Consider the following 15782-nt stretch of genomic DNA (forward strand, 5'->3'; position numbering starts at 1 on the left):
GGAAGCGCCCTCTTTTGTAAATATTATATTAGTCGATAAAATCAACTGTTTCTTCACCAATCATTTTGCGAAGAGTATTTTTTAGCTTCACATATTGGATAAACAAGTCATGTTCTGCAATCTTATTTGGTTCGTGCATTGGGCTCTTGAAGTAGAATGACAACCAATCTTGAATTCCACTCATACCTGCACGCTTAGCCAAGTCTGTAAACAAGACAAGGTCGAGGCATAAAGGAGCAGCAAGGATTGAATCTTTACAAAGGAAGTCTACTTTCAATTGCATTTTATAACCCAACCAGCCGAATAAGTCGATATTATCCCAACCTTCTTTATCGTCGCCACGAGGCGGATAGTAGTTGATACGAACTTTATGATAAACGTTTCCATAAAGTTCCGGATACAATTCGGGTTGAAGGATATTGTCGATAACAGACAATTTAGATTCTTCTTTTGTTTTGAATGATCCCGGATCGTCAAGTACTTCTCCATCGCGGTTTCCAAGAATATTAGTAGAGAACCATCCGCTAAGACCCAACATACGAGTCTTCAACATCGGAGACAATACAGTCTTCAACATTGTCTGGCCAGTTTTGAAGTCTTTTCCACAAATAGGAGTCTGAGTTTTTTCAGCCAGTTCCCACATTGCAGGAATATCTACTGTCAGGTTAGGTGCACCATTGATGTAAGGTATTCCCATAGATACGCAAGCATAAGCATAAATATTAGAAGGTGCAAGATCTTTATGGTTTTCTTTCAATCCTTTTTCCAAAGCAGAAAGAGTTTTGTGTACTTCTCCAAGAGGAGTAAATACCTCTGTACTACCACACCAGATAACAACCACGCGGTCACAATTATTGTCTTTTTGGAATTTTTCGATATCTTGTTTCACTTGTTCCATCAAATCCCATTTTGTAGGAGCTGATTTCACCCATGTACCGTGAAGACGTTTTACAAAATCCTGATCGAAAACAGCTTTCATTGGTTTGATAGCTATCAGTTCATCTTTTACTTTATCAAGATCTTCGTTTGTTAAAACTGCGGCATGTTTTGCAGCTTCGTATGCATTATCTTCAAAGATATCCCATCCCCCAAATACTACATCTTGAAGATCGGCCAAAGGCACTGCATCTTTAATTTTAGGAAAGCGGTTTTCTTCTCTTTTTCCTAAACGCATTGTAGCCAATTGAGTTATTGACCCTACAGGAACACCCTGTCCTTTGCGTGTTAACAACGTTCCTGCCATAAATGTAGTAGCTACAGCACCAACACCGACAGTTAGAATACCAAGTTTTCCTTTGGCTTCTTTCACTTGTACTTTTTCCATTTTTTTAATTTAAATTTTTAAAATACACCGCAACCCGCGGCAATCCTTTAAACACACAGGCTCTACTTGGTAAGGATATTATCTCCTTATTTCCATAAAACCCTATAATAGTACAGATTCGTCGAGATGCTTGTTTCATTTTATTCTCCTAACCCAGGCTTTTCCGCCATACAAACGGCTTCCATTATTAAAACAGGCAATCGGCCAACTCTATATTATTACCAAAATCAATAAGTACAACAGCATGTCTTTCAGATCAGCTGAAAGGCAGTCTTCAACTCCATGAAGTCTGTTATAATAAGATCTGCTGTAGCATCTTCGTCATCGTCTCCCCAACCCGGACCTTTGAGCCAGATAGTCTGACATCCGTTTCTTTCGGCTGGAACAATATCTTTTGTATAAGAATCGCCGATAACGACTACAGAATCTCCGGGCAGTCCTAATTTTTCAACTCCCAACCCAAAAATAGCAGGATCAGGTTTGCGAACCCCTACAACAGCAGATTCTATAATATCATCAAAATATTCAAGTAAACCAAAATCGCTGAGCACAGCTTGTACATTTCCATAGAAATTAGAAACTAAAACCATAGGGAAACGGCTTTTCAATGCACCGAGTAAAGGTTTCTCTTTACTTATTAAATCTTGAACAAAGGTATAACATTGATTTGAAATAGCAAGGCTATAAGCGTCAGTTTTATCTCCTACAAGAAGTAATCCGTTATCTATAAGATAATTAATCTGAAGATCGACTTTCTTTTTCAAGAGAATATAAAAATTATCATGAGGCTCTATCACATAGTTTTTTGCCAAATAACGCTCTCCATATACATACGCTTCGCGAAACTGGTCTTTAGTCACTGGCACTTTGTGCTCTTGGTAGGAATCCCATAAAACTTCGGCCCAATGCTTTCCATTGCTATCTATTGTACCTCCATAATCAAAGATTATCCCCTTTACTCTATTCAGATCGAACATGATTATTTATATTTTCCTTCTTTAAGTTCTACAATAAAACTTTTACATATCTTTTCGTGCCTCATTACCATATAGACAAGTAAAATATTCAACACAGTCAATTCAAACACGAAATAAAGCCATGGCCAGCCAATTAGAATAGAAACAAAGAGAGCAATAGCCCTTGTATTGAAAGATAATATATTCGTATATTTCATCAAAGGAAGACTCTTCTCTCTAAAGTTACTACGAAAAGACTCAGGAGCAACTTCTCCATACTTTTCACGCAATACCTTCATCATTTTTTGTAGTTTGGGTGATCTGTTTTCCTGATCGGTTGTATAGTTACGATAGAAGAATACAACCAGTTTCGACCAGAAATTCTTACCCCACGAAAGCTGATTATATTTCTCGGTAAGTTCCACAGAATTATCGAGTTCACTCCCTGCCTTACCCTTTAGGAAAAGCAGATGTACATTACGATAATAATCGGCCATTTCGGCCTGTTTCGAGTGAAAGTAACCTGTTACACATGCAAGTACCCAAATCCATCCGCCCCATTCGGGGTAGAGACGCAAACATATAGCAACATATATGGAGCCAAACCAGAGATTTCCGGCAAAGCCATCCAACACCCGTCCCAAAGCGGAATATTGCTTAGTCATACGTGCTAGTTGACCATCGGCACTATCGTAAGAGTTAGCCCACACTAAAAGAAAAATACCCAAAAGAGATATCCATATATCATCAAAATAGAAACAGATACCTGCACCAACCCCCAAAAATATGCTAGCAATAGTAACAGCATTCGGCGTTACTCCCAGTTTTTGAAAGAGTAAAGCCCAACGATACCCTATAGGACGATAGAAGTGAATATCTATAAATTCTTCCGTATCGGTAGATTTCAGAGTAGACTCTAGTGAAGGTTGTTGCTTTTCCATCTATAGTACCAACTTAGGTTACTTACTTTTAATTATCTGTTTATGAATACATTCAGCTATTTTAGATGCAGCAGCATCTCTGCATGGAGCAAAACTAGGCCAATCATTGAAATCTATTATCTTGAAAGATCCGTCTTTAGCGACAACGCAATCTCCACCATATACCTTTACGTCCAATACCTCTCCGGCTTTATCACAGGCTTTTTTCAAGGCCTCAACATCGAAAGAGAATTCCTGTGCAGCACCATTTATTTCTTCCAATCCAAATTTACTATGGCTCAAATCGAAAGGATAGAACCAATAAAAAAAGTCAGTATCGGCAACTCCATAAAATTTAACTAAATCGCCGACCAAATGCTCATTTATTACAGCATTAGGAATATCACGCAAAGCAAATTCCTGCAAAATAGACTTTACCTCAGGAATATTGCGGGCATATGTAACATCTTCACGGTGTATAGCATGAGAATCTCCTCTTTTGATCCAAAATGCTTCTGCTCCCATATCTATAAGCCCCTGAGTGGGATCGTCTGTTACATTTACAATTACACTTGCCGGATAAGGAATATCATTTTCCAGCAATAGACGAGTCATGGCTTCACGTTTACAGTTTTCAACTCCTGTTCCAGGATTGATAATCATAGCCCCTGCTTTCTCAAATTGCTTCAAACGGTTGATCGTTGCTTTGTCTCGAGCCATATTGAAAATATAGTTTTCTTTTTCTTCGCTCAGAACAAATTCTGCTTCTGTAAATTCAACAACATCATACCCCATATTTCTGAGATGTTCTGCTGTAAGACTAAAAATCATTCCATCATTTCCTATATGATTTGGGGAATATTTAGTTTTTCTTTTAACTCCTGCTACTCTTATTTTCGACATTGTTCTATTTTAGTTCGGTCCATTTATTCTTATTAACTGTTCAGAAAGAGTTCGGCTTTATTGATGTCTCCGGCATGATCCACATCAACAATCTTTTCAAACGGATAAGCTTTCAGATTCAGTCCATCAGCAACTAATTGTCGCTGAAAGTTGCGCATACGTGACTGCCCCGCATCAAGACAAGCTTCTAAGGTATCTATTGCTTTAGGTGTCAACCCATATATACCACCCGATATATATTTACACCAATCAGACTTATCGAGAAAGCCTGTTATAGTCATATCTGCATCTACATCTACATAAAGAGGTTTCTCATCATCAATAAATTCTGTAACAGCCATCATACCATCACTTTTCTCGTCATTGATAAAACTCTTTATATAATGGGAAAACTCATCTTCTTTAAAAATTGTATCTACCGTTGTCAGACAAAATTTCCCTTCCCTTAGAAAGTTGCGCAACTCGAAAAAGCTATGCATCGAACTCGGAGTAGATTTTACAATCACGTTCAAAGGAATATCAAGCTTAATATCAGCAACATATTCTTGAACCTGTACCATCTCTTCATTCACTATCAAACTAATGGAAGAAGCATCATTTTTCAGAAATATATCTATCAACCGACGGATCATCTCCTTTCCGTTGAGCTTTACCAATGGTTTAGGTAAAGTTACCCCTTCCTGAGCTAATCTAGAACCCTCTCCTGCTGCAATTATAGCGTAATCCATTATTCCTCTTTCGTTAAATCAAGTACTTCATTATCTCCGCCTTTCTCATAATATAATTTCTTAAGCGGATTCACATATGCTTTATCGTATTCTTTCCTGTTTTCGAATGTATCTATTGCCATATAAATGGCCTGACGAAACGACTCCTCAGATGCCAGGTTTTGTCCCGCTATGCCATAAGCTGTACCATGAGCCGGTGATGTACGAACAATCGACAGACCTGCCGTAAAGTTCACTCCGTCTTCCATAGCCATAGTCTTGAATGGAGCAAGCCCCTGATCGTGATACATAGCCAATATGCCATCGAAGCGAGTGAATTCGCTTGAACCAAAAAAGCCATCGGCTGCATAAGGTCCAAAACAGAGTATCTTCTTATCTTGTAATTCTTTTATGGCAGGAGTAATTATATCATTTTCTTCCGTGCCCAACAAGCCATTCTCTCCTGCATGAGGATTTAATGATAAAACCGCAATACGGGGTTTCCCTATTCTGAAGTCACGTTTCAGGCTTCGTTCGAATCGGGTAGCTGCTTCTATAATTTTTTCTTTCGAGATAGCTGTAGGTACATCGGCTAAAGGAATATGTCCGGTAACCAAAGCAACCCGAAGCGAATTTTTAACAAGAATCATCAGACTTTTATCGCCATCTTGTCCAAAACGTTCTTCCAAATACTCAGTATGTCCGGGAAAATGAAAATCTTCACGCTGAATATTATGTTTGTTGATCGGCGCTGTTACAAGTACATCTATCACTCCGTTTTTAAGATCTGCCACTGCCTTTTCTAAAGACAAATATGCAGCCTCTCCCGCTACAGTAGTAGATTGCCCTAACTCAATCTTTATGTCGTCGTTGACACAGTTCACAACGTTTACTTTGTTTTCAACAGCATCTTTAGCATTACCTATCTGATTGAAAGATACAGGTTGTAGTTCCATTGCCTTACGATGAAATGCCGCTACTTTTACTGATCCGTACAATACGGGAATGCACATCTCCGCCATACGTATGTCAGCAAAGGTTTTCAGAATCACTTCATAGCCAATCCCGTTTATATCTCCTTGTGTTATTCCTACTTTTATCATAATCTGTGTAGATATATCATTCTTTTTTACTCTTCATAGTCGACAACATGCCACATGCTGCAAATATATCTTCACCACGTGAAGAGCGTATTGTACATGTCACACCCTTATTAGTCAGATAATCTCTGAATGTTTCCATCTTCTCTTTAGTTGATGTTTTTAAATCAACATTCGGGATAGCATGAAACCGTATCAGATTAACCCGACATTCGACACCTCTCAACATCTGGGCAAGTTCTTTTGCATGTATCAATGTATCGTTGAAGTTATCGAACATTATATATTCGAAAGACAATCGTCTTTGCTTTGTCCAGTCATATTCTTTCAGTAAGTCCATTACTCCTGCAATAGGAAAAGCTTTCTCTGCCGGCATTATAGACAACCGTTGTTCTTTTTGCGGACTATGTATACTTATAGCCAAATGCGCAGAACTTTCGTCCAAAAAGAGTTTCAACTTGGGAGTGACTCCGGTGGTAGAAACTGTTATACGCTTAGGGCTCCAAGCCATACCATAGTCGGCTGTCATAATATCGAGTGTCTTTTTCAGTTCTTTGTAGTTATCCAAAGGCTCACCCATTCCCATAAACACAACATTGGTCAACCCTTCTGCTTCGCGAACAGAATAAAGTTGATTCAATATTTCATTAGCAGTCAGATTTCCATTAAACCCCTGCTTCCCTGTCATGCAAAACAGACAGTTCATCTTACACCCTACCTGCGAAGATACGCAAAGCGTTGCTCTGTCATCTTCAGGGATCATCACAGATTCGATAAGTTTATCATTCTCTGTTCTGAATAAATATTTTACTGTGCCGTCTACAGATTGCTGATATTCTATCGGAGTATATCTGCCGACATCATACATCTCGGACAACAAAGCCCTGTTTGCCACAGAGATATTTGTCATACCATCTATCGACAAAACACGTTTTTTGTACACCCAGTCAGCTATTTGCTTGGCTGTAAATTTAGGCAGATTACTCTCCTGAACAACCTCTTGAAGTTCTTCCAAAGTCATTCCCAGTAAATGCCTTTTATTTTCCATTACTTTTCCTTCTTTATACTCTGAACACAAAACACAAACAAGTAGCAGCAATGCTACTACCTGTCTGTTTGCATTATATTATATGCGTTTTTTTATCGCTTCACTTTCTTTCTCAAATCCCGGTTTATCGAGAAGGGCAAACATATTTTTCTTATATGCCTCTACTCCCGGCTGGTCGAATGGATTAACACCTAAAATGTAACCACTAATTCCACAAGCTTTTTCGAAGAAGTATAGTAACTGCCCGATGCTGTATGCATCCAACTTAGGCATTTCTACTTTTATGTTAGGAACTCCCCCATCTACGTGAGCCATTTGAGTACCCAGTTCGGCCATTTTGTTTACAAAATCGACACGTTTACCAGCAAGAAAGTTCAAACCATCAAGATTTTCTTCATCTGTAGGTACATTCAATGTCTCATTTGGTTGAACGACAGAAATTACAGTTTCGAAAATAGAGCGTTCTCCTTCCTGTATCCATTGCCCCATAGAGTGAAGATCGGCAGTAAAGTCTACTGCAGCATTGAAGATACCTTTATGCTCTTTACCTTCGCTTTCGCCATAAAGCTGTTTCCACCATTCAGCGATATAGTGCAATTTCGGATTGAAATTTGCAAGTATCTCTATTTTTTTCCCTTTTTTGTAAAGTTCGTTACGAGTAACAGCGTATATCTCTGCTATATTCTTCTCGAAAGGTACACTAGGTGCTGTTTCTTTTTCCATAAAAGCTGCTCCAGCCACTAACTGACGGATATCTACACCCGCCAATGCGATAGGAAGCAAACCCACAGGAGTGAGTACGGAGTAGCGTCCGCCTACATTGTCTGGGATCACATATTTCTTAAATCCTTCTTTTGTAGCCAATGTAAACAAAGCTCCACGTGCAGCATCGGTAATGGCTACAATACGATTTTTCGCTTCAGTTTTTCCTACAGTACTTTCTAGTTCCGCTTTGAGAATACGGAAAGCCAAAGCAGGCTCGGTAGTAGTTCCCGATTTAGATATATTGATGATACCAAAAGATTTCCCCTTAAGGTATGCCAATAGTTCGACTAAATAGTCTTCGCCTATATTGTTTCCGGCGTATAGAATAACCGGATTTTTGCGATCTTTCTGCAACCAGTCGAAGGCATTCGATAAAGAATCAATAACTGCTCTCGAACCAAGATAGCTTCCTCCAATACCAACTAAAACAATCACTTCACATTTTGCTTTCAGTGCAGCAGCAGTATCTTCTATATCTTTCAATTCGGCATCGGTGATAGACGAAGGCAGGTTGAGCCAACCTAAGAAGTCGTTTCCTTTGCCCGATCCGTCATGCAATGCCTGATTACATTTTTTAGCTGTAGCAGCCTGATTGTCAATATCAGCCTGATTTATAAAGCCTAGCGTTTTACTGATGTTTAATTTGATAACCTTATCCATAATACCATTGTTTATTTTAATACTTGTTCTCTCAATATTTTCACCTCTTCTCTGGCAGAAGCATTCTCATACAGCACTCGATATACCATATCTGCAATCGGAATATTTACACTGTATTTTTCATTCATTTCGCTGATACACTTTGTTCCATAATAACCTTCGGCAACCATTTCCATTTCTATCTGGGCTGCTTTTACAGAATATCCTTTACCTATCATAGAACCAAAAGTCCGATTGCGGCTAAAACTTGAATAAGCTGTCACCAGCAAATCGCCAAGGTATGCAGAATCCTGAATATTGCGATTGGTAGGAGAAACAATATCTACAAACTTCTCCATCTCCGAAATGGCATTAGAGACTAATACTGCCTGAAAATTATCCCCATATTTCAAACCGTGACAGATACCCGATGCTATAGCATAAACATTCTTAAGCACAGCAGCCAGTTCAATACCTGCCACATCTTGCGAAATGGATGTTTTCACAAACCTATTATTGAATATACCCGACAAGGCCGAAGCTCTCTTAATATCTGCACATGCTATAGTGGGATAGGTAAGGCGCTCCAAAGCTATCTCCTCAGCATGGCAGGGACCTCCAACGATAGCAAGATTTTCGGGAGGAATATTATAATATTGCGTTAAATAATCCGTAACCAATAAATTTTCGGGAGGAATGATTCCTTTTATAGCCGAAACTATAAACTTATCTGTAAGAGTTGTATTCAACTTCTCTAAATGACTTTTAAGAAAAGGTGACGGCACTGCCAAAATCAGAGTATCGGAATCTTCAACAACCTGGGTAATATCCGAATAGAAAGATATTCTATCCAGATTAAATTCCACATTGGAAAGATAAGACGGATTATGTCCTGTTTTCTTAAAATCTTCTATTTGTTCCGGACGGCGCATGTACCAGTTGATATGCTTCTCATGATTCAGCATAATCTTAGCTAATGCAGTAGCCCATGTTCCACCGCCTAGTACCGCTATTTTACCGGGAAAACTCATATTTTACAACTTATAAATCGGAGAGTTAATTAATTTTACTCACCCAAAGTTCAACTTCCTCTACCGAAGGCAGAGATAGTTCCAATTTATATTTTTTATTCACTTCGCCGATATCTTGTCTTATCTTCTGAGAATTGACATCTTTCATGCTTTCTATTGTCACATAACCGGCTTTTTGTATCACAGGAACCAGATCCTCTGCGATTCCCAATTCAACATATTTTGCAACAGCATCTTTCTTGGTTACTTTTTCAGGACGCATCTGAGGGAAGAACATAACTTCCTGTATACTTTCCTGTCCTGTCATAAACATCACCAGACGATCCATTCCGATACCGATACCACTTGTAGGAGGCATACCATATTCGAGAGCACGCAAGAAGTCCTGGTCGATGAACATAGCTTCATCATCTCCCTTTTCAGACAGTTTCAGCTGGTCTTCGAAACGGGCACGCTGATCGATAGGGTCGTTCAACTCCGAATAGGCATTGGCCAACTCTTTTCCGTTCACCATCAGTTCGAAACGCTCGGTAAGTTCAGGATTGTTTCTATGCTTCTTTGTCAGTGGAGACATTTCCACAGGATAGTCTATTATAAATGTAGGTTGTATATAATTTCCTTCACATTTGTCGCCGAAGATAGCATCTATCAGTTTTCCTTTCCCCATAGTAGCATCTTCTTCCACTCCAAGCTGTTTACAAGCCTCACGCAACTGAGATTCATCCATACCACTGATATCAACACCAGTAAAATGCTTTATGGAATCTATCATTGTCACACGTGGATATGGTGCTTTGTAGTCAATAACATTTTCTCCCATCTTCACTTTAGTAGTTCCATGCACATCTGTACAGATTTTTTCAAGCATGCGCTCTGTAAAATCCATCATCCAGTTATAGTCCTTATAGGCTGCATAAAACTCCATTACTGTAAACTCGGGATTGTGGGTACGATCCATTCCTTCGTTGCGGAAGTTACGAGAAAACTCATATACTCCATCGAACCCACCGACAATCAGACGTTTCAGATAAAGTTCGTTTGCAATACGGAGATACAACGGGATATCCAAAGCATTGTGATGTGTAATAAAAGGACGAGCAGTAGCTCCTCCCGGAATACTTTGCAAAACAGGAGTATCAACTTCTATATATCCATGGCCGTTGAGAAAATCACGCATTGAATTGAACACTTTAGTTCGTTTCAGGAAAACGTCTTTCACTCCATCGTTCACGATTAGGTCTACATAGCGTTGACGGTAGCGCTGCTCAGGATCGGTAAAGCCATCATAAGTCACTCCATCCTTCACCTTTACCACAGGTAGAGGACGTAGAGATTTACCTAAAACAGTTAATTCCTCGGCATGAATAGATATTTCGCCCATTTGTGTACGAAATACAAACCCCTTGATACCAATAAAATCTCCGATATCAAGCAGTTTTTTGAAAACAACGTTATACAAATCTTTATTTTCGTCGGGACAAAGATCGTCACGGGATATATATACCTGAATGCGCCCTTCTGTATCTTGCAACTCTACAAAAGAAGCTTTCCCCATAATACGTCGTCCCATTATACGTCCTGCTACAGATACATAACGGCGCTCTTCATCATCCTTAAAGCTTTCCTTTATTTCTTTTGAGTATGCATTTACATCATATAATGCAGCCGGATACGGCTCTATTCCCAACTCTCTTAATTCCTCTAAACTTTGTCTGCGAATTATTTCCTGTTCGCTCAATTCCAATATATTCATTATCAATCTATCTTCAGATTTTATTTTTTACAAACTATAAACTCTTTTCATAAAAGAATAACCTCGCAAAGTTAAAAAATATAATTACAATCCAACATTCTATCCTAGTTTAATAAACAAAAGAGCCTAGATTCCTTCATAATTTAACAATTTGAATTTTAATATATTTTATCCCCTATTTTTATCTTTTTCAATAAAACGTTGTATATAAAATAAATCGACTAAGTATATAACACGAAACAGAAAGAAAAGGAGATAAAACTTTATAGATTTCTTTATAAACAAGATGGAATATTCGTTCTTACCCTATCTAAACATCATCACTATTTACTATTACAGATAAGGCTCAATAGTGTTCATAACACTTTTCTAATGAAAGTAAATTAATAAGAATTTTGTTATTTAAGAATATCATCATACTAAGCATAGAATTTGTACCTTTGCATCCTATTAAAGATGGGAGACTGATCTCCTTAACGATATAAGCTATAATCAGAATGTTGAAAACCGCAAACATTGACGAACTTGAGAACAAAAAAATAAACAAATTACTTTGGCAATATGCTCTGCCAGCCATCGTGGGAACGATGGTTAATGCTCTGTATAATATCATAGACCGTGTATATATAGGACACGGCCCCGATCTGGGAGACCATGCTATAGGTGGGCTTGGCATAGTTTTGCCCGTAATGAATCTTACCGCTGCTGTAGGTATGCTCGTTGGGGCAGGTTCTGCCAGCCGAATTTCCATTTGTTTAGGAAAAGGAGATAAAGAAACTGCTGAAAAAATCATTGGAAATTCTTTCCTTATGACTCTCCTATTTACGGGCACATTGGTTACATTACTCTTTATATTCCTCGATCCTATACTAAGAACAGTAGGAGCAACAGAAGAAACATTCCCTTATGCAAAAGAGTTTTTGCAATATTATCTTCCGGGGAATATTTTTCTCACTATGTGCTTCAACTTCAATAGCATGATGCGGGCATCCGGTTATCCGGCCAAAGCAATGTACACAATGCTGATCGGAGTTATAGCAAACATTATCATTGCTCCTATTTTCATTTTTGTGCTGAAATGGGGAATCAAAGGAGCTGCCATTGCAACCATTATATCCATGTTCATAGGGTTATGTTTTGTTATGTATCACTTCATGAACGCAAACAGCATGCTACGCTTACGCAGAAAGAACATAGGTTTAGATCCGAAGATAGTGTGGGCAGTAACAAGCATCGGTATGTCTCCTTTCTTTATTCAGGTAGCATCATCCATAGTTGTTTTCTTTATCAACTACAAGCTCAGGACATACGGAGGCAACATTGCCATAGAAGCTTTTGCAATTGCAAACACTCTCATTATGATAATAATAATGATAATGGTAGGACTAACACAGGGTATGCAACCTATAGTAGGATATAATTATGGAGCCAAAAGGATAACAAGGGTAAAAGAAACTCTTAACTATACAATCAAGGTAGGTATCATTATAGGATGCGTAGGACTGGCAATAGGATTGCTCTTACCCGAAATAGTAGTAAAACCATTCAACCCCTCTCCTCCATTAGCTGCCGAATCGGCTAAAGCCTTACGCATAGTTACCCTTATGTTGCCGTTGGTAGGGTTTCAGATAGTGGTCACCAACTTTTTTCAATGTATAGGTATGGCAGGAAAATCAATATTCTTAAGCCTTACACGCCAGTTTTTGATATTATTGCCTGCACTATTCATTCTCCCTCAATATTTCGAACTGAATGGAGTATGGGCTTCAATACCGGTAGCTGATTTCCTTGCAACATTATTGACTGCCATGATGTTTATATGGCAGATAAAAACCTTTAAGAAAATAAGTACATCAGAAATATTATAGATTATAGACGATGAATTATAAAGACAGACAATTTATGCTCGAACACTTTTCTGTATCAGAAAGTGATTTATTAAAAGTAATTGCCGAGGCTTTGAGTAAAGGAGGGGACTATGCCGACATCTTTTTCGAACATACCTATAGCAACAGTATAGGCTTGCGAGATGGAGAGGTAAACAGAGCATCGTCTAATATAGACTATGGAGCCGGAGTCAGAGTTGTGTCTGGAGACCAGACAGGCTACGCATATGTGGAAAACACAAACATTTCGGATCTTCTGAAAGCTGCCAGGACAGCTGCCAGCATAGCACTTTCTTCCACTAAGATGGAAAACCCTATCGAGGTAAAAGAAACTCATCACAAGAATTACTATAAGGTATCTCACCCTTGGCTCGATGTATCTGTTGCAGATAAAAAAGGATATGTACAGAAACTGAACGACTATATATTCTCACTCGATTCCAGGGTAGTGAAAGCCACTGTAAATCTGAGTGATTCTACATCATATATCTTGTTCTTCAATTCGGAAGGAACACTAACATGGGACTACCGTCCGATGAGTATCATGTCCGGATCTTGCACAATGGAGCAGAACGGTAAACTTGAGAACGGTTATTCATCACGTGCATATCGTAAAGGCTTTGAGTTTCTGACTGAGGAAATGATAGAAACTATAGCAAAAGAAGCTGTTACCCAAACCTCTCTTATGTTCGAGGCTGTAAAGCCTAAAGGGGGTGAAATGCCTGTGGTTATGGGAGCAGGAAGCTCCGGTATATTGCTACACGAAGCTATCGGACATACTTTCGAAGCTGACTTCAACCGTAAAAAAGTATCCATATTCTCGGAGCAACTAGGAAAACAGATATGTTCACCCAACATAAACGTTGTTGACGATGGTACTATCGAATTTGCACGTGGTGCAATAAATTTCGACGATGAAGGTATAGACAGTCAAAAAACGTATATAGTAAAAGACGGTGTTTTGGAAAGCTATCTGCATGACCGTATCAGTGCTAAATATTACGGAGTATCACCTACCGGAAACGGAAGACGTCAATCATTCAGATTTGCACCTATCCCTCGAATGCGCGTCACGTATATGGAAGAGGGGAATATACCGGAAGCAGATATTATTGCATCTGTAAAACAGGGAGTATATGTAGACAACTTCACAAATGGACAGGTACAGATAGGAGCCGGAGACTTTACATTCTTCGTTAAGACAGGTTACCTGATAGAAAACGGAAAACTTACCCAACCAATAAAGGATATAAACATAATCGGTAACGGCGCAAAGGCACTCTCCGACATAACAATGGTAGGAGATAACCTGAAAATAGACGAAGGAGCTTGGACTTGTGGCAAAGATGGACAAGGTGCCCCTGTAGGGCAAGGACTTCCATCTGTATTGGTAAGCAAATTAACTGTAGGAGGAGAATAAAACATGGACAACATAAGCCAACAACATAAAGAAACAGCCCGATGGGCAATGCAGTTTGCCCTGCAAAACGGATGCCAATCGGTGAGAGTTTCAATTATTACCGCAAATAACAATTCGTTCGAGTACAGAGATACTCAGCTAGATAAGCTGCATCAGAGCTCAGAAAACAAGCTCTACATAGAATTGTTTGTAGACAACAGATATGGATCCTTCTCTACCAATAGAATAGAAAGAAGCGAATTAGAGAAATTTATACAAGACGGAATTACTTCTACACGCTATCTGTCCGAAGACAAATGTCGCCAACTGCCCGATTCGTCGAGATATTACAAAGCAGACAATACAGACCTCGACTTATACGATGCTTCATTCGACTCCATTGACACAGAAGACAAACTAGGACTTGCCAAACAAGCAATAGAAGAAATATACGAAACAGAAAAGCGCATAATCTCCATATCATCTTCTTACGACGATGGCGTAGGAGCAGAATATATGATAGCCAGCAATGGCTTCGAAGCAGAAAGCATAGACTCTGCCTTTAGTGTTTCTGTATCTGTTTCGCTGAAAACCGATGGTGATGCACGTGCCGAATCTTATTGGTACGACAGTGCAATCTATTGGGCTGACTTACAAAAAGGAGGCATTGGTAAAAAAGCATTGGAACGGGCACTAAGAAAAATAGGACAGAAAAAAATAAAATCTGGCAAATATGATATGTTGCTGGACAATACGACATCATCCCGATTGCTTTCGCCACTAATCGGTGCAATGTATGGATCTGCACTACAACAAAAGAACTCGTTTTTGATAGATAAATTAGGACAAAAAATAGTTTCCGAAAAGTTGAGCCTAAAAGATACTCCTCATCTGGAACGTGCATTTGGAGCAAGGCTATTTGATGGAGAAGGTATTGCTACCAAAGAACATACATTCATAGAAAAAGGAGTCTTGAGTTCTTATTTTATAGACACATACAACTCTCTGAAAATGGATATGAGCCCGACAATAGGTTCTCCATCTATAATACAAACAAATTTGGGCAACAAAAACTTCGATCAATTGTTACAATCTGTAGAAAGAGGAATATGGATAACCGGCTTTAATGGAGGGAACAGTAATTCGACTACAGGAGACTTCTCTTTTGGGGTAGAAGGCTTCCTTATAGAAAAAGGGATTGCAACTACCCCTGTTAGTGAGATGAACATAACCGGCAATATTCTCTCTTTATGGTCAACTCTTGAAGAAATAGGAAACGATCCACGTTTAAATTCATCGTGGCGCATACCATCGCTTCTCTTCAGAGATGTAAACTTTAGCGGATTATAGA

At 38.9% G+C, this 15782-nt stretch carries 13 protein-coding genes; 3 read left to right on the top strand and 10 right to left on the bottom strand.

What is annotated here, in order from left to right:
- Positions 1–28 precede the first annotated feature (28 nt).
- From BGC7_RS12215 to lysS, 10 genes are all read right to left on the bottom strand, one after another.
- Complete coding sequence (locus tag BGC7_RS12215) at positions 29–1324, bottom strand: inositol-3-phosphate synthase (protein WP_050701887.1); 1296 nt, start codon at positions 1322–1324, stop codon at positions 29–31.
- Positions 1325–1575: 251 nt separating this feature from the next.
- The gene (locus BGC7_RS12220; RefSeq protein WP_050701888.1) at positions 1576–2301 is read right to left on the bottom strand and encodes an HAD family hydrolase; all 726 of its coding nucleotides are present in this window, start codon (positions 2299–2301) and stop codon (positions 1576–1578) included.
- A 2-nt stretch (positions 2302–2303) separates the two neighbouring features.
- Positions 2304–3221, bottom strand: coding sequence for a CDP-alcohol phosphatidyltransferase family protein (locus tag BGC7_RS12225; protein WP_050701889.1), 918 nt, complete (start codon positions 3219–3221; stop codon positions 2304–2306).
- A gap of 18 nt (positions 3222–3239) precedes the next feature.
- The gene (locus BGC7_RS12230; protein WP_050701890.1) at positions 3240–4103 is read right to left on the bottom strand and encodes a hypothetical protein; all 864 of its coding nucleotides are present in this window, start codon (positions 4101–4103) and stop codon (positions 3240–3242) included.
- A gap of 32 nt (positions 4104–4135) precedes the next feature.
- Positions 4136–4831, bottom strand: coding sequence for a sugar phosphate nucleotidyltransferase (locus BGC7_RS12235; RefSeq protein WP_050701891.1), 696 nt, complete (start codon positions 4829–4831; stop codon positions 4136–4138).
- Positions 4831–5913, bottom strand: coding sequence for a 4-hydroxythreonine-4-phosphate dehydrogenase PdxA (pdxA, locus tag BGC7_RS12240; RefSeq protein ID WP_050701892.1), 1083 nt, complete (start codon positions 5911–5913; stop codon positions 4831–4833). The genes BGC7_RS12235 and pdxA overlap by 1 nt, the downstream gene beginning before the upstream one ends.
- 16 nt (positions 5914–5929) lie before the next feature.
- Positions 5930–6958: a dual-specificity RNA methyltransferase RlmN gene (gene rlmN, locus BGC7_RS12245; protein ID WP_050701893.1), complete on the bottom strand. Its 1029-nt coding sequence runs from the start codon at positions 6956–6958 to the stop codon at positions 5930–5932.
- A 78-nt stretch (positions 6959–7036) separates the two neighbouring features.
- On the bottom strand, positions 7037–8383 hold the full coding sequence (locus BGC7_RS12250; RefSeq protein WP_050701894.1) for a glucose-6-phosphate isomerase: 1347 nt from the start codon (positions 8381–8383) through the stop codon (positions 7037–7039).
- Between the two features lie 11 nt (positions 8384–8394).
- A complete protein-coding gene (locus BGC7_RS12255; RefSeq protein WP_050701895.1) occupies positions 8395–9393 on the bottom strand; it encodes an NAD(P)H-dependent glycerol-3-phosphate dehydrogenase in 999 nt (332 codons plus the stop codon).
- Positions 9394–9418: 25 nt separating this feature from the next.
- Positions 9419–11146, bottom strand: a complete 1728-nt coding sequence (gene lysS / locus BGC7_RS12260; protein WP_050701896.1) for a lysine--tRNA ligase — start codon at positions 11144–11146, stop codon at positions 9419–9421.
- A 497-nt stretch (positions 11147–11643) separates the two neighbouring features.
- Between lysS and BGC7_RS12265 the strand changes: the two genes are divergently transcribed.
- The 3 genes from BGC7_RS12265 to BGC7_RS12275 are packed head-to-tail and all read left to right on the top strand — an operon-like array spanning position 11644 to position 15781.
- Positions 11644–13014: an MATE family efflux transporter gene (locus tag BGC7_RS12265; protein WP_050701897.1), complete on the top strand. Its 1371-nt coding sequence runs from the start codon at positions 11644–11646 to the stop codon at positions 13012–13014.
- Between the two features lie 10 nt (positions 13015–13024).
- On the top strand, positions 13025–14452 hold the full coding sequence (locus BGC7_RS12270) for a TldD/PmbA family protein (protein ID WP_050701898.1): 1428 nt from the start codon (positions 13025–13027) through the stop codon (positions 14450–14452).
- A gap of 3 nt (positions 14453–14455) precedes the next feature.
- Complete coding sequence (locus BGC7_RS12275) at positions 14456–15781, top strand: TldD/PmbA family protein (protein ID WP_087880073.1); 1326 nt, start codon at positions 14456–14458, stop codon at positions 15779–15781.
- The last annotated feature ends 1 nt before the right edge of the window (position 15782 follow it).

Origin of the sequence: Dysgonomonas sp. BGC7, assembly GCF_001261735.1 — a bacterium.
GTDB lineage: Bacteria > Bacteroidota > Bacteroidia > Bacteroidales > Dysgonomonadaceae > Dysgonomonas.

Coding starts and splice junctions, on each gene's coding strand:
- rlmN (WP_050701893.1), bottom strand. CDS start 6,958: ATGGAAAATAAAAGGCATTTACTGGGAATGACTTTGGAAGAACTTCAA.
- BGC7_RS12235 (WP_050701891.1), bottom strand. CDS start 4,831: ATGGATTACGCTATAATTGCAGCAGGAGAGGGTTCTAGATTAGCTCAG.
- BGC7_RS12255 (WP_050701895.1), bottom strand. CDS start 9,393: ATGAGTTTTCCCGGTAAAATAGCGGTACTAGGCGGTGGAACATGGGCT.
- BGC7_RS12265 (WP_050701897.1), top strand. CDS start 11,644: ATGTTGAAAACCGCAAACATTGACGAACTTGAGAACAAAAAAATAAAC.
- BGC7_RS12215 (WP_050701887.1), bottom strand. CDS start 1,324: ATGGAAAAAGTACAAGTGAAAGAAGCCAAAGGAAAACTTGGTATTCTA.
- pdxA (WP_050701892.1), bottom strand. CDS start 5,913: ATGATAAAAGTAGGAATAACACAAGGAGATATAAACGGGATTGGCTAT.
- lysS (WP_050701896.1), bottom strand. CDS start 11,146: ATGAATATATTGGAATTGAGCGAACAGGAAATAATTCGCAGACAAAGT.
- BGC7_RS12230 (WP_050701890.1), bottom strand. CDS start 4,103: ATGTCGAAAATAAGAGTAGCAGGAGTTAAAAGAAAAACTAAATATTCC.
- BGC7_RS12220 (WP_050701888.1), bottom strand. CDS start 2,301: ATGTTCGATCTGAATAGAGTAAAGGGGATAATCTTTGATTATGGAGGT.
- BGC7_RS12270 (WP_050701898.1), top strand. CDS start 13,025: ATGAATTATAAAGACAGACAATTTATGCTCGAACACTTTTCTGTATCA.
- BGC7_RS12225 (WP_050701889.1), bottom strand. CDS start 3,221: ATGGAAAAGCAACAACCTTCACTAGAGTCTACTCTGAAATCTACCGAT.
- BGC7_RS12275 (WP_087880073.1), top strand. CDS start 14,456: ATGGACAACATAAGCCAACAACATAAAGAAACAGCCCGATGGGCAATG.
- BGC7_RS12250 (WP_050701894.1), bottom strand. CDS start 8,383: ATGGATAAGGTTATCAAATTAAACATCAGTAAAACGCTAGGCTTTATA.